A 21,615-nucleotide genomic window follows, 5' to 3' on the forward strand; every position below is an offset into this window, starting at 1 on the left:
ATCCCCGCTCGACACTATATCGCTGTGGCTCCGCGCGTAACCACCAACAAGGGCATCGGTATGGCTGACCTCGACATAGGCGATCTCGCGCCGCAATTCGACCTGCCGCGGGACGGCGGCGGATCGCTCAGCCTCGCCGCATCCTCCGGCAAGCCCATTGTGCTCTATTTCTATCCGCAGGACGACACAACAAGCTGCACGCAAGAGGCGATCAGCTTTTCGCAGCTGAAGCCGGAATTCGAGAAGGCCGGCGCCGTCGTGATCGGCCTGTCGCCTGATAACGTAAAGAAGCACGACAAGTTCAAATCGAAATACAGCCTCACCATCGACCTCGCCGCCGACGAGGAGCGCAAGGTGATCGAGGCCTACCATCTATGGGTCGAGAAATCGATGTATGGCCGCAAATACATGGGTGTCGAGCGTGCGACGTTCCTGATCGGCCGCGACGGGCGGATCGCCAGGATCTGGCGCAAGGTCCGGGTCAAGGGCCATGCCGAAGAGGTGCTGGAAGCCATTCGCGCGCTTTGAGATGTTGGCGACACAGCCGACACCCCACAACCTCATTCCCGCGTGGCGGGCAATCGTTGACGGAAAGCCCGCAGCGCAAAACTTTGTTAACCCTAATAATGTGTAATCAAGCTGTCGTGGTGTCGTAAACGAAAGCTTGGTCCCGTGAAGGCAACCGGTCAGTCAGCAGTCTTCGGCAGGCGCAAGGAGCCCCATACGATCATCATCGCCCGGGGCAATGAGATCAGGCACTTTACGATCCGACCTTGGCTCGCCGCCTTTGTCGGCTCGGCGCTGGCGGCAATCGCCATCGGTTACCTCCTGGCCACCTCCTATCTGGTGCTACGCGACGACCTGATCGGGGCCACCACGGCACGGCAGGCACGCATGCAGCAGGCCTATGAAGATCGCATTTCGGCGCTTCGCGCCCAGGTCGACCGCATCACCAGCCGCCAGTTGCTCGACCAGCAGTTGATGGAAACCAAGGTCAGCGAACTTCTCGAACGTCAAAGCCAGTTGAGCCAGCGTCATGGCCGCCTCGGCCCGTTGCTCGAACGCGCCGAGAATGAAGTCGGCACGGCGCCAGCCGAAGATCCGGCAGCGGCCGGCAAGCCGGACAAACGCGCCGAAGTGACCGGCAGCATCAACCCGCCGGCGCGGAACTACGCGGTTGCCAGTCTGAGCGCAGACCTTGGCGCCGGCGACACCAGGCCGTTCTCGCTGTGGTCGACCCGCTCCGATCCGCTGCCCAACGATTCAGCCGCCGATCGTGCCGACAAGCTGTTCGTGTCGATCAACCAGTCGCTGAAGTCCATCGAGAGCGATCAGCTCACCCGCATCAGAACGCTTGCCGACAATGCCTACAAGAATGCCGACGCCATTACGCAGGCGCTCGAAGCGGCCGGACTGCCCGTCGCCAGCGATTTCGGCAAGAGCGATGTCGGCGGGCCGCTGATCCCGCTCGACAGTTCGATGATCTTCGACAGCAAGGTCAAGGAACTGGACGAGGCGCTGGACGCGCTCGACCAACTCAAAAAGGAAGCGCGTCAACTGCCGCTGACCAATCCCGCCCCCGGCCACCCCGTCACCAGCCCGTTCGGCGTGCGCACCGATCCCATCCTCGGCACCGCGGCGCTGCATTCGGGCATGGATTTCAGGGCGCCGATCGGCATGGCCGCCAAGGTCACGGCGCCCGGTGTCGTCACCAAGGCAGGCTGGAACGGCGGCTATGGCCGCATGGTGGAAGTCGACCACGGCAATGGTTTTGCGACGCGCTACGGGCATCTCAGCGAAATCGACGTGACCGTGGGCGAAAAGCTGGACGCCGGCGCCGTCATCGGCAAGACCGGCAGCAGCGGCCGCTCGACCGGCCCGCATCTGCATTACGAAGTCCGCCACAATGGCGAAGCGATCGATCCGTTGCGCTTCCTCACGGTCGGCAAGAAGGTCGCCCAGTATCTCTGAGGCGCGCAGGCCCCGAACTCAGCGGCGGCACCCAATACCTCCAGAGGCGCGGGCTTATTGTATTCCGGCGCTAGCGCAGCAGCACGTAGGCGCCCAGAGCTGCGATGAGGAGGCGGACGCCAGCCTGTTGCACCCAATGCTTGACCGCTAATAGGACTGCCCCGCGGGCGAAAGTCCTAAAGTCACCGCCACAAGGCCGAATAGTGCTGCTTGGCCTGTACTTTAGCGGAATATAATCTACCGTGGCGCTCGGAATATTGGGGATTGCCCAAGGGGGACTGGCATGGCTTTGACCACCACCTACTCCGTCGCGCCGCTGCTCGAGCGTATCTTCCCGGCCGCGGACCCCGCCTTGAACTCGGACACAGTGGCCTTGACCGGCGGCGGCTTCGCGACCGTTGCCGACGTTCCGGTAGGGTATTCGGTCCCCATCTTCTACGACGCCGCCGGCAACCAGCAGCCCCAGACTATCGCCTCATTTGCACCCGATGCCAAAATCGCGCAGCTGACGGATGGCACCGTTGCGATCGTGGGAACGCATAGTGGCGTGGGCATTGATTTGGTCATGCAGACGGCCACCGGCATCATCATCGGTCCATCTGCTATTTCGGTTGCAACCGCCTCGAACCCCGACGTCGCCGCCGTAGCCGACGGCGTTGTCGTTGCCTATCAGGTGCCCATCGGTGGGGCAAACAATGACATCCTGATCTACAACCCCTCCGGGGATTTCGGCTTTACATTTAGCGTGGACTCTTCATCGGCCAACGACCAGAACGCCAGCGTGGCGGGGCTCGCCGACGGCGGCTTCGCTGTTGCCTGGGAGCGGATAGACGCCGGCGGCAACAGCGCGATCTGGTACGCCGTCTACAACCACGACAGCTCCGTGCGGAAGATGCCAGCCGTGGTCTATTCCGGTCACCAGCCGAATGTGACGGCACTCCAATCCGGCGGTTTCGCGATCGGGCTCGCCAGTGAGGTGTTCTGGGGAGGACAGACCGACGCAATGGTGGCAAGCTTCGATTCGGCCGGACAGTCCCTGCATAGCAGTGTGGTGGGCCAGCTGCCCACCGATGACAGCGAGGTCGCCGTTACACAACTGTCCAACGGCATGGTCCTGTCGACCTTCACCAACCTTTCCGATCCCGTCCACGATGATCACGATATCCGCGGAGCACTGGTTGATCCAGCAACCGGAGATTTTATCACCGACACTCACGACCCGCTGACAATCGCCTCCTCAGCGGATGACAACACTCAATCATCGGTCTCGGCGTTTGGCCTTGCGCAGTTCGTGGTGAGCTACAGCGGCAACACATCAGGTGATGTCACTCAAAAGACCTTCCAGCTTGTGCGGACCGTGACCGGCGACGCCGCCGCCGACAGCTTTACCGGCGATGATGCCGTCGACATCGTGAATGGCCTGGGCGGCAGCGACAACCTCGCTGGCGGCGCCAATGACGACACGCTCAACGGCGGCGACGGCAACGACTATCTCGTTGGCGGCAACGGCAACGATACGCTCAACGGCGGAACGGGGGCTGACGCCTTGCTGGGTGGTTCCGGCAATGACGCTTACTATGTCGACAATGCGAGCGACGTGGTCGATGAGGGCATCGCAGCCCTTGGTGCTGGCATCGATACCGTCAACGGCTACATCTCGATCAACCTTGCCGACACCGCCCAGTTCATCGGCAGCATCGATAATGTGGCGCTGCGTGGGCCGACCAGCATCAATGCCACCGGCAATGGCTTGAGCAACACGCTGACTGGCAATTCCGGCAACAACATCCTCAACGGCGGTGCGGGCGCCGATCACATGATCGGTGCGCAGGGCAACGACGCTTACTATGTCGACAATGCGGGCGACGTGGTCAATGAGGGCAGTATGGTCCTCGGCGCCGGCATCGATACCGTCAACGGCTACATCTCGATCAACCTTGCCGACACCGCCCAATTCATCGGTGACATCGAAAATGTGGCGCTGCGCAGCTCGGCTTCCATCAACGGCACCGGCAATGCTCTTGCCAACATCATCAATGGCAATTCCGGCAGCAACATCATCGACGGCCTCGGCGGCGCCGACACGATGAGCGGTGCTCAGGGCGACGACACCTACTATGTCGACAATGCCGGCGACCATGTCATCGAGACCATCGGCCAGGGCACCGACAATGTGCAGGCCTATGTCAGCTTCAACCTCTCCGGCCAGGAGCTCGAAAACCTGCAGCTGCGCACTTCGGCGAACATCAACGGCACCGGCAATTCCATTGCCAACATCATCAATGGCAATTCCGGCAACAACATCATCGACGGCCTCGGCGGCGCCGACACGATGAGCGGTGCTCAGGGCAATGACACCTATTATGTCGACAATGCCGGCGACCATGTCATCGACGTGATTGGCCAGGGCATCGACAATGTGCAGGCCTATGTCAGCTTCAACCTGTCCGGCCAGGAGCTCGAAAACCTGCAGCTGCGCACCTCGGCCTCGATCAACGGCACCGGCAACTCCATTGCCAACATCATCAATGGCAATTCCGGCAACAACATCATCGACGGCCTCGGCGGCGCCGACACGATGAGCGGTGCTCAGGGCAATGACACCTATTATGTCGACAATGCCGGCGACCATGTCATCGAGACCATCGGCCAGGGCATCGACAATGTGCAGGCCTATGTCAGCTTCAACCTCTCCGGTCAGGAGCTGGAGAACCTGCAGCTGCGCAGTTCGGCGTCGATCAACGGCACCGGCAACTCCATCGCCAATGTTATCAACGGCAATTCCGGCAACAACGTCATCAACGGCCTCGGCGGCAACGACACGCTGTCCGGCGCACAGGGCAACGATGCCTTCGTCTTCACCACGGCGCTCAACGCCTCGACCAATGTCGACCACATCACCGACTTCTCGGTGGCCGAGGACGCCATGTGGGTCGATAATGCGATCTTTGCCGCACTTGGTGGCAACGGCACGCTGACCGCCGACCAGTTCATCAAGAACACCACCGGTCTTGCCGGCGACGGCAATGACCACATCATCTACGAGACCGACACCGGCTGGCTCACCTATGACAGCAACGGCAGCGCGGCGGGCGGTTCCACCCATTTTGCCACGCTGGCCGCCAACCTGGCACTGACCAACGCCGATTTCGTCGTGGTGTGACCCTGTCGGTCCGCCCAAAGCGGATCGGGAAAACATCCAACTGACCATCGACGCAGTAATGCCTTCGAAGAACGGCGGTCCGGTTCAAGACATATTTCGGCGACATAGGCCGGATACAGAGCGCACATAGACCGCATCGATCTAAAGCGTCGCGTTGAAAACGGATTCGGGCTACGCGCTGCAAGTCTTTGTTCTATGCATGTGGTTGCCCCAAACCGGGACCGCTTCTGGGCGACATGTACTAGCTGCACCAAAAGTAATTTGAAATGGCACCGATCATGGATGCCATCCCCAGCGCTTTGGAGAACATATGTCTGCCCTCAACGTCACCACGACACATGATTACGCCCCAGACGATTTGACCAATATTACTGCAATCAATTTCACGGGGCCGGTGTATGCGGGGGCAATTTTCAGCGCCAGCCAATTTGGCTCGGGAAAAATCTCAAATTTGGTCGCCATCAACGGCAGCTTTCATGGCGACGAGATCGATATCCGCCTGATCGCCGGAGGCAGTTTTTCGGCGCAAGCATGGACCTTCGGTGGCTGGACCCCCCCTACCGATGCGATTAGCTTCATTGGTACCAGTGGCGCGGACACCGTCACTGGTTCGAGCATGATGGATACCTTCTACACCTATGGTGGCGTCGACATCATCCATGGCGGCTTCGGCGACGACTTCTTTTTGTTTCTGCCATCAGATACGGCCCGCGCCGGTTCGACCTTTGACGGTGGATCAGGTAGCGACACCATTGATCTCAATGCAGGCTTCGGGGGCGTCGGGGTCTATGATTTCTCCACCTCGACTGTCACCGAGATGGAAATATTGCGGGCGCTGAACTCCGATTTTACGGCCATGCTTGGTTCGGAGCAAATCGGCGCTGGCCATATTCATCAGATTGTCGGCAACACGGCGAATACACAGGCGCTGATCGTCAGCGGTGCAAGTATCGATCTTTCAGGCGTGACGTTCGATAACTGGGGTGGCGCACATCAGAGCATCACCCTGAATGGCACCGTTGGTATCGATCACCTGATCGGTTCGAGCCAAAATGATCTGCTTAACGGGGGCATCGGCGCCGACACCATGCAAGGCGGCCTCGGCAACGACACCTACTATGTCGACAATGTCGGCGACCATGTCATCGACGTGATTGGCCAGGGCACCGACAATGTGCAGGCCTATGTCTCGTTCAACCTCTCCGGTCAGGAACTCGAAAACCTGCAGCTGCGCACCAGCGCCTCGATCAACGGCACCGGCAACTCCATTGCCAACATCATCAACGGCAATTCCGGCAACAACATCATCGACGGCCTTGGCGGCGCCGACACCATAAGCGGTGCTCAGGGCAACGACACCTATTATGTCGACAATGCCGGTGACCACGTGGTCGAGACGATCGGTCAGGGCATCGACAATGTGCAGGCCTATGTCAGCTTCAACCTGTCCGGCCAGGAGCTGGAAAACCTGCAGCTGCGCACCAGCGCCTCGATCAACGGCACCGGCAATTCCATTGCCAACATCATCAATGGCAATTCCGGCAACAACATCATCGACGGCCTCGGCGGCGCCGACACGATGAGCGGTGCTCAGGGCAACGACACCTATTATGTCGACAATGCCGGCGACCATGTCATCGACGTGATTGGCCAGGGCACCGACAATGTGCAGGCCTATGTCTCGTTCAACCTCTCCGGCCAAGAGCTGGAGAACCTGGCGCTGCGCACCTCGGCCTCGATCAACGGCACCGGCAACTCCATCGACAATGTCATCAACGGCAATTCCGGCAACAACATCATCAACGGCCTTGGCGGCAACGATACGCTCTCCGGCGCTCAAGGTCAGGACAGCTTCGTCTTCACCACGGCGCTCAATGCCTCGACCAATGTCGACCACATCACCGACTTCGTGGTGGTCGAAGACACCATCCAGGTCGACCATGCCATCTTTTCAGCGCTTGGCGGCAACGGCACGCTGACGGCCGACCAGTTCATCAAGAACACCACCGGGCTTGCCGGCGACGGCAATGATCACATCATCTACGAGACCAATTCGGGCTGGCTCTACTATGACAGCAACGGCAGTGCGGCGGGCGGCTCCACCCATTTCGCCACCCTCGCCGCCAACCTGGCACTGACCAACGCCGATTTCGTCGTGGTGTAGGTGCAGAGCAAGCATAAACGACAGCCTCCGCCACCCGATTGCGCGTGTAGCACCTTGTCAACGAGAAGACCGCAAATATCCTGGAGGAAATCGCCTTGGCCACAGTCAGCTTTGCCAACAATGATCAGAATTTCGATATTAGCGAAGACATAGTCGACTACTCGGGTGGCGTATTGGACGCAACAACTTCCAGCTTACGGAGCTGGATCAGCCCTTTTGGCCATGACAGCGACATCCTCGGCACGGGCTTTACCTACGACGTCGTCCACGCCCCCACCGGCGGCACCGTTGCCGAGTTGGTGCTCGACCTGAACAACGACAACGGGCTTGCCGAACTGCACATAACGGGTCTTTCCTTCAATGCGACGCTGCTGGCGCCGCTCGTCAACGGCGGTCTCACGCCGGAGCAGCAGAATGATCTTTACTGGCGGACCTTCCTGTCCGGCAACGACACGGTCGACCTGGGAAACACAGCTACCACGGGCAACTTCTATGTTGTTTTCGCTGGTGACGGCCGCAACGTCGCATCTGGCCAGACGTTTGTCGGCGGCAACGACATCATCACTGGCGACGCGGGCGGTGGTTACGCCCTGGGTGACTTTATGCGGATCAATGCGGGCGGCTCGGTTTTCGGCGGCAACGATACGATCACCCTTACCGGAGGCACCGGTCTTGGCGACGCATTCAATGTCACCGGTCTCTTGTCCGGCGGCGACGACAAGCTGGCGGGTGGCAGTGCCAGCACGCTGTTTGGCGATGCTTACCGAGTCTACCTTGGCGGCACTGTCATTGGAGGCAATGACACGCTGACGTTATCCGGCGACGCGTATGCCGTGGGCGACATATACCAGGTTGTCGGCAATCTCGCGGGCGGCGACGACATCATCAATGGCAGTGCCGGCGACGATCATCTCATTGGCGATGCAGTAATTATCTACCGGCGGTGGGGCACAGGGTGGCGCCGATACGATCCATGGCGGCGGCGGCGGCGACTTTATCTTCGGCGACTGGCAATTCTTGGAGACAGGCACTGTCGTGATTGGCGGCGATGACCAGCTCTACGGCGATGCCGGCAATGACACGATTTTTGGCGATGACGGCAACGACTTCATTGACGGCGGCGCGGATGCCGACACGATGGAAGGCGGCACCGGCAACGACACCTATTATGTCGACAATGCCGGCGACCATGTCATCGAGACCATCGGCCAGGGCACCGACAATGTGCAGGCCTATGTCAGCTTCAACCTCTCCGGCCAGGAGCTGGAGAACCTGCAGCTGCGCACCTCGGCTTCGATCAACGGCACCGGCAACTCCATCGCCAATGTCATCACCGGCAATTCGGGCATCAACATCCTGATCGGCCTTGGCGGCGACGATACGCTGGACGGCAACACCGGCGCCGACACCATGCAAGGCGGCATCGGCAACGACACCTACTATGTCGACAATGCCGGCGACCACGTGGTTGAGACCATTGGCCAGGGCACCGACAATGTGCAGGCCTATGTCGGCTTCAACCTCTCCGGCCAGGAGCTCGAAAACCTGCAGCTGCGCACCTCAGCTTCCATCAACGGCACCGGCAATTCCATCGCCAACATCATCAACGGCAATTCCGGCAACAACATCATCGACGGCCTCGGCGGCGCCGACACGATGAGCGGCGCTCAGGGCAACGACACCTATTATGTCGACAATGCCGGCGACCATGTCATCGAGACGATCGGCCAGGGCATCGACAATGTGCAAGCCTATGTCTCGTTCAACCTGTCCGGCCAGGAGCTCGAAAACCTGCAGCTGCGCAGTTCGGCGTCGATCAACGGCACCGGCAACTCGATCGCGAATGTCATCGCTGGCAACAGTGGCAACAACATCATCAACGGCCTCGGCGGCAACGACACGCTGAGCGGCAGCACCGGCCAGGACACCTTCGTCTTCACCACCGCGCTCAACGCCTCGACCAATGTCGACCTCATCACCGACTTCTCGGTGGTCGACGACACCATCTGGGTCGACAATGCGATCTTCGCAGCGCTTGGCGGTAACGGCACGTTGACGGCCAACCAGTTCGTCAAGAACACCACAGGTCTTGCCGGCGACGGCGACGATCACATCATCTACGAGACCGATACGGGCTGGCTGACCTATGACAGCAACGGCAGTGCGGCAGGCGGCTCAACCCACTTCGCCACCCTCGCCGCGAACCTGGCGCTGACCAACGCCGATTTCGTCGTGGTGTGAGGAAATTGATAGCCGCGTACTGACTGAAGCTGGCCCGAGGCCTGGCAGCATACCTGCGCGGCTTTTCAACGTTCGAGCCGAAGGCTTACGTTCGAATTGAAGACTATTCTGTGACAAACGATGGGGGCAACTATGACCGACATTCCAGCAGACACGAGTTCGACAGTCACCTTTGAAGGCGATCCGGTGAGCTTCGCTTCAATCTCCGGCGAGTTCGAGACCTTCGGCGACCAAGATTGGATCAGGATAAGCCTGGAGGAGGGGCAAACCTATACCTTCTTCGGTAGCTCCGAAAGGCCTGGTGCAAACGCGGGCAATTCCTACCTGCAGCTCATGAATTCGGCGGGGACGGTGATCGCCGATGATTACGATGGTGGGGTCGGATATAATTCCGTCCTCACGTTCTCGGTGGCCACGAGCGGCGTGTATTTTGTAGGCATTTCCGAGACGGCTGGCAGCCCCGGTCAATATTCCCTTGGCGTGACCGCTAATTCATTGCTGCCCCTTAGCGAGGGTACGGATGCTGATGACGTGGCCACATTCGCCGGAGGAACTGTATGGAAGCTCGGCGGAAAGGGCGACGACATGTTCACGGATTTTAGTCATGTCCTTGGCGAGCAAGGAGACGATACGCTGACTGGATCCACTGGTGACGATGTGATGTCGGGCGGCCTCGGCAACGATACCATCTTTGGTTCGAGTGGTGAGGACAGGCTGTTCGGTGACGCCGGTGGCGATTATATCGACGGCGGCGACGGCACGGACCTGATATTCGGCGGCGACGGCGGCGATGAGATCCATGGCCGCTCTGGCTTCAACCAGATACATGGAGGTTCAGGCAGTGATCAGATCGTCGGGGACATCGATGCCGAGAGTTTGTGGGGCGATGACGGGGACGACTATCTCAACGGCTTTGATGGTGCAGACACGATATTGGGTGGAACAGGAAACGACACGTTAGACGGTGGTACAGGCGCCGACACCTTGCAGGGGGGTATCGGCAGCGACACTTACTATGTCGACAATGCCGGCGACCATGTCATCGACGTGATTGGCCAGGGCACCGACACCGTCTTCAGTTCCGTCTCCTTCAATCTCTCCGGTCAGGAGCTGGAGAATCTGACGCTGACAGGCGCGGCTTCCATCGACGGCACCGGCAATTCCATTGCCAACACTATCACCGGCAACAGTGGCAGCAACGTCATCAACGGTCTCGGCGGCGCCGACACCATGCAGGGCGGCACCGGCAACGACACCTACTATGTCGACAATGCCGGCGATCATGTGATCGATGTCATCGGCCAGGGCACCGACAATGTGCAGGCCTATGTCAGCTTCAACCTTTCCGGCCAGGAGCTCGAAAACCTGCAACTGCGCAGTTCGGGGTCCATCAACGGCACCGGCAATTCGATTGCCAACATCATCAATGGCAATAGTGGCAACAACATCATCGACGGCCTTGGCGGCGCCGACACCATGAGCGGTGCACAGGGCAACGACACCTATTACGTGGACAATGTCGGCGACCATGTCATCGACGTGATTGGCCAGGGCATCGACAATGTGCAGGCCTATGTCAGCTTCAACCTGTCCGGCCAGGAGCTCGAAAACCTTCAGCTGCGTAGCGCGGCTTCCATCAACGGCACCGGCAATTCGATTGCCAACGTCATTGGCGGCAACAGCGGCAACAACATCATCAATGGCCTTGGCGGCAACGACACGCTGAGCGGCAGCACCGGCCAGGACACCTTCGTCTTCACCACCGCGCTCAACGCCTCGACCAATGTCGATACCATCACCGACTTCTCGGTGGTCGACGACACCATCTGGGTCGACAATGCGATCTTCGCAGCGCTTGGCGGCAACGGCACGCTGACGGCCAACCAGTTCGTCAAGAACACGACAGGTCTCGCCGCCGACGGTGACGATCACATCATCTATGAGACCGACACCGGCTGGCTCACCTACGACACCAACGGCAACGCGTCAGGCGGCTCGACCCACTTCGCCACTCTGGCCGCAAACCTCGCGCTGACCAACGCCGATTTCGTGGTGGTGTGAGAGGCTGAATAGCAGCAAAAACTTGCTTAAGGACCGGAGCGGGCGCTGCTAAACTGAATCCAGTTGTGACGGTCGGGCGTCTTACCAATCGCTAGCCAACAAGAAATACAGACAGATAGACAGCCGCCCTCTGCCGGGGCGGCTTTTGTTCTTCCTGTTCCTCACGGTGTTCCTGAGAATCGAGCCAGTAAGCGACTGACCGGCGCCTCCAAACTGTAGTGCTTTCTCGAAAAACTTCGGTTCTGCCAAACAATACTATTGCCACTCGAATTTCCAGATACCTCGTTGGCGAGAAACAGAATGGCTCTAAGACTCTCTCTGTATGAGATGACTCTAATGCAACCTTCAGCTACGATGTTCCTTGGGGCAATACCAAACAGCGCGGGAGGACTAAAATGGCTGTCATCAACGGAACCATCGGCAACGACATCGATCCCGACATTCAGGACCTGGTCGGCAACGACACCATCAACGCATTGGCCGGCGACGACTACATTCGCATGGCGATCGGCGGCACCGACCAGGTGAATGGCGGGGACGGAACCGATGTTGTTATCTACGAGACCTACACAAACGGTTTGACCATCAACATGCAGACTGGTGTCGTCACCGACGGCTTGGGCAACACCGATACGCTCAACAGTGTCGAGGGGCTGAACGCCAGCCACTTCGCAGACAACATCACGATGCGAAATGACGGCTTTTATGTATTTGCCCGGGCAGGCAACGACATTATCCATCTGGGATCAAGCGGCGGCTTGGTATTCGCGGGAAGCGGCGCGGACACCATAATTGGCGGTGCCGGCGAGGATACGATTTCCTATAGGGACGACAGTCTTGACTATGGAGTTGACGTCGACGGCGGCGGCATCATCACGCATGGCGCAACGATCAATTTGGCGAACGGCACGGCAATCGACGGCTGGGGCTTCACGGACACCCTGAGCGGCATCGAGGACGCTGAAGGCAGCCAGTTCGCCGACACAATCACCGGCACAGCCGGCAGCAACTATCTTTTCGGTGACGACGGCGGCGATACAATCAATGGCGGCATGGCGGCCACTGTGGACGACTTCGATTTCTTGAGTGGCGGCAACGGCAACGACACCTTGACGGTGGTTGCCGGTAGCGTGCTGGGAGGCCAGGGCAATGACAGAATCATTGCGCAGACCTCCGGAAACACAGACATCGACTATGCCGAGGTCCGCTACGACAGCGCGACGACTGCCATCGTGGCTAACCTTACGGCGCAGGCTCGCGCTGGCCTTGCGGCCGGATCGAACGCCATCGGTTTTGCCATCGCGGATGGGCAAGGTGGTGTCGATCGCGTATCCGGTATTCACTCCATCGTCGACACCGCCTTTGGCGATACTTTCGTCGTCGATGCCTCGTTCACCAACACATTCGGCGGCTACATGGATTTCTATCTATCGGCCGGAAACGATGTTGTAAGATTCCTGGCCGGGGCGACGGGAGGCCGGGTCAACTACAACCAGGCGGACGGTGCGGTTCTGGTCGATCTGCAGGGCGGCTATGCCCAAGACATGGATGAGAGCAACCTCTTCATCGGCTACGACACATTGGTCGGCGTGAACAACGCGCGTGGAACGGCGTTCAACGACGCGCTTTATGGCAACGCGGCTGACAATTCGATGCGTGGCCGCGGCGGCAACGATGTGCTGATGGGCCACGATGGCAACGACACGCTCTGGGGCGATGAGCGTGACGGTAACGGCGACCCGAACTACGGCAATGATTCAATTTACGGCGAAGGCGGAAACGACACGTTGTATGGCGGCCGGGGCGTCGATCTTCTGGATGGCGGCACAGGCGCCGACACAATGCGTGGAGGTGGCGAAAACGACACCTACTATGTCGACAATGCCGGCGATCTTGTCATCGAGACCATCGGCCAGGGCACCGACAATGTGCAGGCCTATGTCAGCTTCAACCTGTCCGGCCAGGAGCTCGAAAACCTGCAGCTGCGCAGTTCGGGGTCCATCAACGGCACCGGCAATTCCATTGCCAACATCATCAATGGCAATAGTGGCAACAACATCATCGACGGCCTTGGCGGCGCCGACACCATGAGCGGTGCACAGGGCAACGACACCTATTACGTGGACAATGTCGGCGACCATGTCATCGACGTGATTGGCCAGGGCATCGACAATGTGCAGGCCTATGTCAGCTTCAACCTTTCTGGCCAGGAGCTCGAAAACCTTCAGCTGCGTAGCGCGGCTTCCATCAACGGCACCGGCAATTCGATTGCCAACGTCATTGGCGGCAACAGCGGCAACAACATCATCAATGGCCTTGGCGGCAACGACACGCTGAGCGGCAGCACCGGCCAGGACACCTTCGTCTTCACCACCGCGCTCAACGCCTCGACCAATGTCGATACCATCACCGACTTCTCGGTGGTCGACGACACCATCTGGGTCGACAATGCGATCTTCGCAGCGCTTGGCGGCAACGGCACGCTGACGGCCAACCAGTTCGTCAAGAACACGACAGGTCTCGCCGCCGACGGTGACGATCACATCATCTATGAGACCGACACCGGCTGGCTCACCTACGACACCAACGGCAACGCGTCAGGCGGCTCGACCCACTTCGCCACTCTGGCCGCAAACCTCGCGCTGACCAACGCCGATTTCGTGGTGGTGTGACGCCGAATGTTAGGGATGCGCGCGCCTGCGCTACGACGGATAGTAAAAGGCGCGGGCACGGGGGCGATCTGCCTTCCACGACCACAGCTACCTCCGAATTAAGTATTGGACTATTAACCTTAAATAAGATATCGCTAAAATGAGGGAAAAACTGGGGAAGCTACCCAAAAAAGGGCGGCTGCGGAGATAAATTCGGGAGGCCTCAACCATCCGAAGTGGGTCACTTGTTGCGCAGAGCGGACTAACCGCCAGCAGCGAGCTCCGAGCTACTCCCATCACCGGGTAAAACCCCATGGTATTGTGAGGGATGTGTACCATGGTGAGCAAGTTGCCAAAAATAATAAGGCCGCCAAGTACGGCATCAAAGACCGGCTTTCCTGAATGGTCTTCCGAGACTCTGTTCGCGATAGATTGATCGCATGCTCTATCTTAAGTTCTCGGCCTTTCAGGGGAAGCCCGCTGGGTTTGCGGCGCCCATAAACATCGCCGATACCGACAATCTCCGTACAAATTTGTTAACTCAACTTTTTTAGACGTCAGCAAGAAACGTAATACCTACGTCCGCCAAGTAATCGAGTAGGCAAGAATGGGTAACATCATCAATTTTGCCGATGCAGCCGGAACGACAGTGTCGTTCTCTTTTTCAGAGGATCAGCTAAGCTTCGATGGACTGTTCTCTGCCGGCAAGCAGACGCTTATGCAGCTTGGCTCGGATGTGGCAGTGACGTGCAACGGCACTACGGTCACGCTCGCTGCTGTCACCATAGATGAATTGCTGGATGCCGATTTCGCGTTCGCCGACGGTAGCGTCGTTCGTTTCGATACTTCTAATCAGCTGACGGGGTCGGACCAAGCCGACTATTTCTATTTTCGCAACAGCAGTTCTGACGCCGTAACGGCCGGCGCCGCGGACGACACGATCGTTGTGGGAGATCACCTAGAAGCAACCGATGCCATAGATGGCGGCGGCGGCAACGACACGGTGACCGTTTCTGGCAGTCTCTCGGTCGCGCTTTCACCAACAACGATCACTGAAGCGTCAGGGATGAGCATCACAAGCGTCGCCACACGCTGTATTGGCTTCAGGCGGTTCCGGATCGCTCTGACCGGGCGAAAGCGATCCCACCCTGTCCGGTCAAAGCGCGCTTCTGTCGCTCCACACATAAGTTCTCAATGAACGATTTTCGACTGCATTGAAGTATCTGGGAGGGTGAAATGGCCGACAGGTTTGGAACTAATGGCAGCGATGTCATCAATGGCACGGCGGACGACGATTTCATGTCTGGCGGTCCCCAGGGCGGGGACCCGGCGCTCGAGACCGGGGACGACGTGATCAATGGCGAGGGCGGCAACGACACCATCCTTGGGCTTGGCGGCAACGACACGCTGACCGGGGGCGACGGCAGCGATACAATCGAGGGCGGCGACGGCGAAGACGAACTTCACGGCGGCGCCGGCGATGACACGATGCTCGGCGGCGATGGCTCGGACGTGTTCCACGGCGGGGCAGGCAATGACACTTTTGACGGCCAGGGCGATTTCGATGACGTCTGGTACGCCGGTGAGGGTGGCCTGCAGGGGGTTGCCGTCGATCTGGCTGCCGGGACCGCGACGGATACGTTCGGCGATACCGACACGCTGACCAGCATTTCCGGCATCGCCGGATCTGATCTCGCGGACACGCTTCTCGGTGATGACGAAGACAACATTATCCGTTCCTTCCGCGGCAACGACATTGTCGACGGACGCGGCGGCAGCGACGAAGCGCACTATGCCAATGACCAGAATCTCATCTCCGTGACAGTGAACCTGGCCTTGGGCACGGCGGTGGAGGTCTATGGGGATGGCACGTCCACCGACACACTCATCGGGATTGAGCGGATCCGAGGAAGCCTCGGTGACGATTCACTCACTGGCGACGACGGGAGCAACAGAATCCGAGGTATTGCAGGCGACGATTTGATCAATGGCGCCGGCGGCCGCGACATGGCGGATTACAGCCAAGACGCGCGGTACGGCGGCAACCAGGGGGTAACTGTCAATCTAGACACAGGCAGCGCTGTCGACGGATTCGGCGACACCGACACGTTGACGGGTATTGAAGACGTTCGCGGCACCATGTTTGGCGACATTCTTACTGGCGATGATGGTGAGAACCAACTGGAGGGCGATGGCGGCGACGACACCATCAATGGCCTTGGCGGCGCCGACACGATGAGCGGCGCTCAAGGCAACGACACCTACTATGTCGACAATGTGGGCGACCAAGTCATCGACGTGACTGGCCAGGGCACCGACAGCGTCTTCAGTTCGGTCACCTTCAATCTTTCCGGCCAGGAACTGGAGACCCTGACATTGACCGGCGCGGTGTCCATCAACGGCACCGGTAATTCCATTGCCAACATCATCACCGGCAACAGCGGCAACAACATCATCAACGGCCTTGGCGGCGCCGACACCATGCAGGGCGGTCTCGGCAACGACACCTACTATGTCGACAATGCCGGCGACAAAGCCATAGACGCGACTGGCCAGGGCACCGACAACGTCTTCAGTTCGGTCACCTTCAACCTCTCCGGCCAGGAACTGGAAACCCTGACGCTGACCGGCGCAGCGTCCATCAACGGTACCGGCAACTCGATTGCCAACATCATCACCGGCAACAGCGGCAACAACATCATCAACGGCCTTGGTGGCGCCGACACCATGCAGGGCGGTCTCGGCAACGACACCTACTATGTCGACAATGTGGGCGACCAAGTCATCGACGTGACTGGCCAGGGCACCGACAGCGTCTTCAGTTCGGTCACCTTCAATCTTTCCGGCCAGGAACTGGAGACCCTGACATTGACCGGCGCGGTGTCCATCAACGGTACCGGCAACTCGATTGCCAACATCATCACCGGCAACAGCGGCAACAACATCATCAACGGCCTTGGTGGCGCCGACACCATGCAGGGCGGTCTCGGCAACGACACCTACTATGTCGACAATGTGGGCGACCAAGTCATCGACGTGACTGGCCAGGGCACCGACAACGTCTTCAGTTCGGTCACCTTCAACCTCTCCGGCCAGGAACTGGAAACCCTGACGCTGACCGGCGCAGCGTCCATCAACGGTACCGGCAACTCGATTGCCAACATCATCACCGGCAACAGCGGCAACAACATCATCAACGGCCTTGGTGGCGCCGACACCATGCAGGGCGGTCTCGGCAGCGACACCTACTATGTCGACAATGCCGGCGACAAAGCCATAGACGCGACTGGCCAGGGCACCGACAACGTCTTCAGTTCGGTCAGCTTCAACCTCTCCGGCCAGGAACTGGAGACCCTGACATTGACCGGCGCGGCGTCCATCAACGGCACCGGCAATTCGATCGCCAACGTCATCACCGGCAATTCAGGCATCAACACGCTGACCGGTCTCGGCGGCAACGATACGCTGGACGGCAAGGCCGGCGCCGACACCATGCAAGGCGGCATCGGCAACGACACCTATTATGTCGACAATGCGGGCGACCATGTGGTTGAGACCATCGGCCAGGGCACCGACAACGTCTTCAGTTCCGTCTCCTTCAATCTCTCCGGCCAGGAGCTGGAGACCCTGACACTGACAGGCGCGGCGAACATCAACGGCACCGGCAATTCGATTGCCAACATCATCACTGGCAACAGCGGTGTAAATACACTTTTGGGCCTCGGCGGCAACGACATCTTCAGAGGAGGCCTCGGTCATGATGTTATGGATGGTGGAGATGGTCTCGACACGGCCGACTACAGCAACCAGGTCGCTGCTGTTGCTGTAAGTCTAACCAATGCCGTTGACGCTCAAGTCACGATCGGCGGGATCGCGGAAGATACTATTCGCAACATCGAGAATGTCACCGGCGGCAGTGGTGGCGACACATTGACCGGCGATGGTTTCGTCAACGTTCTCATCGGTGGAGGCGGCAACGATACAATAAGCGGCAGGGACGGGAACGACACGCTCATTGGGGGAGACGGGAATGACATCATCAACGGCAACTCAGGCGACGACAGGCTGATTGGCGGACGTGGAAATGATACGATCAATGGCAATTCCGGCCTTGACACGGTCGACTACAGTACCGACGTCAACAGCGGCGCCGTACATGGTATCGTCGTCAATCTCTGGGCTGGCGGCGCGCAACTCGGGGTGGCAGCCGATACCGCAACGGATTCGTTTGGGAATACGGATGTCGTAACCAATATCCGCAATGTCACCGGTACGCAGTTTGCGGATCAGATATTTGGCGGCGGGCATGACAACATCCTGACTGCCGGCGCGGGCAACGACGTCCTCGACGGCCACCTGGGCAACGACACACTGATCGGCGGAACTGGCAGCGACTTCTTCGTTTTCCATACAGCGCTCGACGCGTTGACCAATGTCGATACCATCACCGACTTCGCGGTGGTCGACGACACCATCCAGGCCGACAATTTGATCTTTGCAGCGCTTGGCGGCAACGGCACGCTGACGGCCAACCAGTTCGTCAAGAACACCACTGGTCTTGCCGGCGACGGTGACGATCACATCATCTATGAGACCGACACCGGCTGGCTCACCTATGACAGCAACGGCAATGCGGCGGGCGGTTCCACCCACTTCGCCACGCTCGCCGCAAACCTCGCGCTCACCAACGCCGATTTCGTCGTGGTGTGAGGAGGTAACGCAAACAGCCCGTCACATGGGGCCCGCCACATCAAGGACTGTGTGACGGGCTCTCGACGCCAGTTGAGGCTGTGCGGTTGCTGGCTCCAGGGGAAGCGCCACAGGGCTTTTTGTTGGAGAAATCTGGTGGGCGATGACGGGCTCGAACCGCCGACATCTTCGGTGTAAACGAAGCGCTCTACCAACTGAGCTAATCGCCCGCTCCGGGCCGGACCTTTAAGCGGTCGAGGTCGGCTTCGCAAGGCCAAATGAGTGGGGGATGCCCTGGTTGGAGGCTGGATTTGCCAACAAAACGCCGGCTGTCAAAAAACCTTCTCCTGTTTGCTGTTATGCTGTCTTGCCGCGCTTGACACCCGGTGGCGAACCCCTTATCCAGCGGCCCAACGACGAACACGGCTGACACGTGCTCGTCAATGCGCGGGTGTAGCTCAGTTGGTTAGAGTGCCGGCCTGTCACGCCGGAGGTCGCGGGTTCGAGCCCCGTCACTCGCGCCATTTCTCCCAAGGGATCAAACCCTTGGCTTCGGAGAAATGTCGACGTAATTGTCAAAAAAATCATCTCGGATGAGGCAACTCGGATCTTCTCGGATCTGAGTTTGATCTCTCAAGCCTGAACCCAGGAACACGCTCACGGGCCGGGCCGGGGAACGTCTCGGGCAGAGCCGAGCTACCCCACACCTGCGGTTCGGCTCCGGCGCCCGAAAAAGTCATCCTCGCTACGCGAACCTGTTGGCCGATCGGGACATCCATCGCAAATTGTGAGAGTTAGGGCCGATCTGAGGCGGCCAAATAGCAGGGACTTCGTTCATGAGCGACCACACCAGCCCGAATCTTCTGGAGGCCACACTAGCCGCCGCTCAGCAGGATCAACGCACTCTGGATGAGCAGCGGCAAAGCATTGCGCCACTCGTGGACGGCATGTCCTTTTTCGACAGCGTCCGGCACAATGACGACCGTGGCAGCGTCACGGAGGTCTATGACCCGCGCTGGGGTTGGCATGCCGACCCGCTGGTCTTTTCCTACATCTTCACAATTCGCCCCGGTGTGGTGAAGGGCTGGGGCCTGCACAAGCTGCACGAGGACCGCTATTTTGTGATCAGCGGCGAGCTGGAACTGGTCCTTTACGACCCTCGCCCCGAATCCAGCACATACGGCAAGATTTCGAAGGTCTACCTCTCCGGTGATCGCCCCCGCCTGGTCAATATTCCGAAGTTCGTCTGGCATGCCGACCGGAGCATCGGAACATCCGACCTCGTCGTCATCAACTTCCCGACAATACAGTACGATCACTCGAATCCCGACAAGTACCGCCTGCCCATCGACACCGATCTCATTCCCCATGATTTCGGCAGCGCCAAGGGATGGTGAGCAAGCCCCGCTTTTCCATCCTGATGCCGACCCACTCGCGCGTGGATGTCATCGGCATGGCCATCCAGTCGGTGCTGGATCAAACCGTCGAGGACCTTGAGCTGCTGGTCGTCGGCGACGGCTGCGCGCCCGGCACGGCCGAAGTGGTCGAGGCCTTTCAGGACGCCCGCATTCGCTTCTTCGATTTGCCCAAGGCGCCGAACTTTGGCTACGCGAACCGCAATATCGCGCTGCGCGAGGCACGCGGCGAGCTGATTGGCTTTGCCGCCGATGACGATCTCCTGTTTCCGGATCATCTGGAGATCCTGGCGGACGGCCTCAAAGGTGGGGCTGCCATCGCCTACAGTCAGGCGCTGTGGGTTTCCACCGATGGCATCGCAGCCCCCTTCCTGACCAATCTGGAGCTGGCCGACGAGTTCAGGGTGTTCATGGAGGTCGGCAACACGATACCCGCCAGCTGCTTCCTGTATCGCGCCGATTGCCTGCCGTCGCGCGATGTCTGGCCGGAAGACGTCGCATCGGCCGGGGACTGGCAGATATGGCGGCGACTCATTCGCGAGAACCCGCGCAACCCCCTCGCCTATTGCCGCGTTCCAACCGTCCTGCATTTCAGCGCCAAATGGAAAAACTCGCGTCACTCCCAGGCACCGCAACTGGCTATTCTTCTCGATATCGCGGACGAGGCAGGCTGGTGGCCCCCAGCCTTGCGCGTTTGGATACCGAACGCCAGCAAGGAACAATCCGAGTATTCGCGCCTCATGCGCGGTGATCCCGCCGCCTGGAGCGAGCAGATGCGGCGCGCCGCCGGCGATCTGGTGGCGCGGCTTGCCTGGGAGGATGTGCAAACGATCCGACCGATGCTTGCAGGCGCCGAGGCCGAAAAAGCGACGCTGCAGCTTGAAATCTCAAGGCTGCATAGTGAGCTGCAGTTGGCTCAGCAGGGCAATGCCGAGCTACAGAGGGCCGCTTCGGATGCGCTCAACAAGGAAGCTGCGTTGCAACCGGAAATCTCGAGGCTGCGCGATGAGCTCGATCTGGCTCGCCAAAGCAACGTCGAGCTACGGAGCGCCGCTTCGGAGGCAAGGAACGAGAAAGACGAGATCGAACAAGCGCTGCAAGCGTGCCAAATGCAAATCGCGGCCTTGCATCAGTCCAGAAGCTGGCGCTTCACAGGTCCCCTGCGCAGGATCTCAACAGGCTTGCGTTCGAAGAAATCTCCAGGCTCAAAGTCTTAAGCCAAGCTTGCTTGCCGCAGCCGGCGTCAGCGGTTCACCACGC

General features: G+C 59.4%; 12 protein-coding genes and 2 tRNA genes. 13 read left to right on the top strand and 1 reads right to left on the bottom strand.

The features are described from left to right. Nucleotides 1-60: 60 nt before the first annotated feature. The 10 genes from ACFSQT_RS38735 to ACFSQT_RS38780 all read left to right on the top strand — a co-directional run bounded on the left by ACFSQT_RS38735 (nt 61) and on the right by ACFSQT_RS38780 (nt 18,961). Nucleotides 61-528, top strand: coding sequence for a peroxiredoxin (locus ACFSQT_RS38735; protein WP_379027238.1), 468 nt, complete (start codon nt 61-63; stop codon nt 526-528). A gap of 144 nt (nt 529-672) precedes the next feature. Beyond that, a complete protein-coding gene (locus ACFSQT_RS38740) occupies nt 673-1,971 on the top strand; it encodes a M23 family metallopeptidase (RefSeq protein WP_379027239.1) in 1,299 nt (432 codons plus the stop codon). Between the two features lie 283 nt (nt 1,972-2,254). After that, entirely contained in the window at nt 2,255-5,134 is a 2,880-nt protein-coding gene (locus tag ACFSQT_RS38745; RefSeq protein WP_379027240.1) for a hypothetical protein, read from the top strand. A 451-nt stretch (nt 5,135-5,585) separates the two neighbouring features. Beyond that, a complete protein-coding gene (locus ACFSQT_RS38750; protein WP_379027241.1) occupies nt 5,586-7,298 on the top strand; it encodes a calcium-binding protein in 1,713 nt (570 codons plus the stop codon). Nucleotides 7,299-7,393: 95 nt separating this feature from the next. Continuing rightward, the gene (locus ACFSQT_RS38755) at nt 7,394-8,350 is read left to right on the top strand and encodes a hypothetical protein (protein WP_379027242.1); all 957 of its coding nucleotides are present in this window, start codon (nt 7,394-7,396) and stop codon (nt 8,348-8,350) included. Next, entirely contained in the window at nt 8,334-9,539 is a 1,206-nt protein-coding gene (locus ACFSQT_RS38760; RefSeq protein WP_379027243.1) for a calcium-binding protein, read from the top strand. The genes ACFSQT_RS38755 and ACFSQT_RS38760 overlap by 17 nt, the downstream gene beginning before the upstream one ends. Before the next feature lie 132 nt (nt 9,540-9,671). After that, complete coding sequence (locus tag ACFSQT_RS38765) at nt 9,672-11,600, top strand: calcium-binding protein (RefSeq protein ID WP_379027244.1); 1,929 nt, start codon at nt 9,672-9,674, stop codon at nt 11,598-11,600. 395 nt (nt 11,601-11,995) lie between these two features. After that, nucleotides 11,996-14,272 carry a beta strand repeat-containing protein gene (locus tag ACFSQT_RS38770; RefSeq protein WP_379027245.1) on the top strand — a complete coding sequence of 759 codons (2,277 nt, stop codon included), beginning with the start codon at nt 11,996-11,998 and terminating at the stop codon, nt 14,270-14,272. A 586-nt stretch (nt 14,273-14,858) separates the two neighbouring features. Continuing rightward, nucleotides 14,859-15,449 (top strand): hypothetical protein, encoded by a 591-nt coding sequence (locus ACFSQT_RS38775; protein ID WP_379027246.1) that lies wholly within the window; start codon nt 14,859-14,861, stop codon nt 15,447-15,449. A 38-nt stretch (nt 15,450-15,487) separates the two neighbouring features. Beyond that, entirely contained in the window at nt 15,488-18,961 is a 3,474-nt protein-coding gene (locus ACFSQT_RS38780; protein ID WP_379027247.1) for a beta strand repeat-containing protein, read from the top strand. 133 nt (nt 18,962-19,094) lie between these two features. Here ACFSQT_RS38780 and ACFSQT_RS38785 read toward each other — a convergent pair. Next, nucleotides 19,095-19,170 (bottom strand) — tRNA-Val (locus ACFSQT_RS38785). Between the two features lie 217 nt (nt 19,171-19,387). On the opposite strand from ACFSQT_RS38785, the gene ACFSQT_RS38790 reads away from it, so the two are divergent. From ACFSQT_RS38790 to ACFSQT_RS38800, 3 genes are all read left to right on the top strand, one after another. Further along, nucleotides 19,388-19,464, top strand: a tRNA-Asp gene (locus ACFSQT_RS38790). A 312-nt stretch (nt 19,465-19,776) separates the two neighbouring features. After that, nucleotides 19,777-20,337 carry a polysaccharide biosynthesis C-terminal domain-containing protein gene (locus ACFSQT_RS38795; RefSeq protein WP_379027248.1) on the top strand — a complete coding sequence of 187 codons (561 nt, stop codon included), beginning with the start codon at nt 19,777-19,779 and terminating at the stop codon, nt 20,335-20,337. Then, a complete protein-coding gene (locus ACFSQT_RS38800) occupies nt 20,331-21,572 on the top strand; it encodes a glycosyltransferase family 2 protein (protein ID WP_379027249.1) in 1,242 nt (413 codons plus the stop codon). Before ACFSQT_RS38795 ends, ACFSQT_RS38800 begins: the two co-directional genes overlap by 7 nt. The last annotated feature ends 43 nt before the right edge of the window (nt 21,573-21,615 follow it).

The sequence above is a fragment of the Mesorhizobium calcicola genome, from assembly GCF_042682105.1.
Classification (GTDB): Bacteria; Pseudomonadota; Alphaproteobacteria; order Rhizobiales; family Rhizobiaceae; genus Mesorhizobium; species Mesorhizobium calcicola.

What these genes read in the sequence shown, in the direction of transcription:
- ACFSQT_RS38745 (WP_379027240.1), top strand. Translation starts at nt 2,255, where the DNA reads ATGGCTTTGACCACCACCTACTCCGTCGCGCCGCTGCTCGAGCGTATC.
- ACFSQT_RS38765 (WP_379027244.1), top strand. Translation starts at nt 9,672, where the DNA reads ATGACCGACATTCCAGCAGACACGAGTTCGACAGTCACCTTTGAAGGC.
- ACFSQT_RS38800 (WP_379027249.1), top strand. Translation starts at nt 20,331, where the DNA reads ATGGTGAGCAAGCCCCGCTTTTCCATCCTGATGCCGACCCACTCGCGC.
- ACFSQT_RS38775 (WP_379027246.1), top strand. Translation starts at nt 14,859, where the DNA reads ATGGGTAACATCATCAATTTTGCCGATGCAGCCGGAACGACAGTGTCG.
- ACFSQT_RS38735 (WP_379027238.1), top strand. Translation starts at nt 61, where the DNA reads ATGGCTGACCTCGACATAGGCGATCTCGCGCCGCAATTCGACCTGCCG.
- ACFSQT_RS38780 (WP_379027247.1), top strand. Translation starts at nt 15,488, where the DNA reads ATGGCCGACAGGTTTGGAACTAATGGCAGCGATGTCATCAATGGCACG.
- ACFSQT_RS38795 (WP_379027248.1), top strand. Translation starts at nt 19,777, where the DNA reads ATGAGCGACCACACCAGCCCGAATCTTCTGGAGGCCACACTAGCCGCC.
- ACFSQT_RS38770 (WP_379027245.1), top strand. Translation starts at nt 11,996, where the DNA reads ATGGCTGTCATCAACGGAACCATCGGCAACGACATCGATCCCGACATT.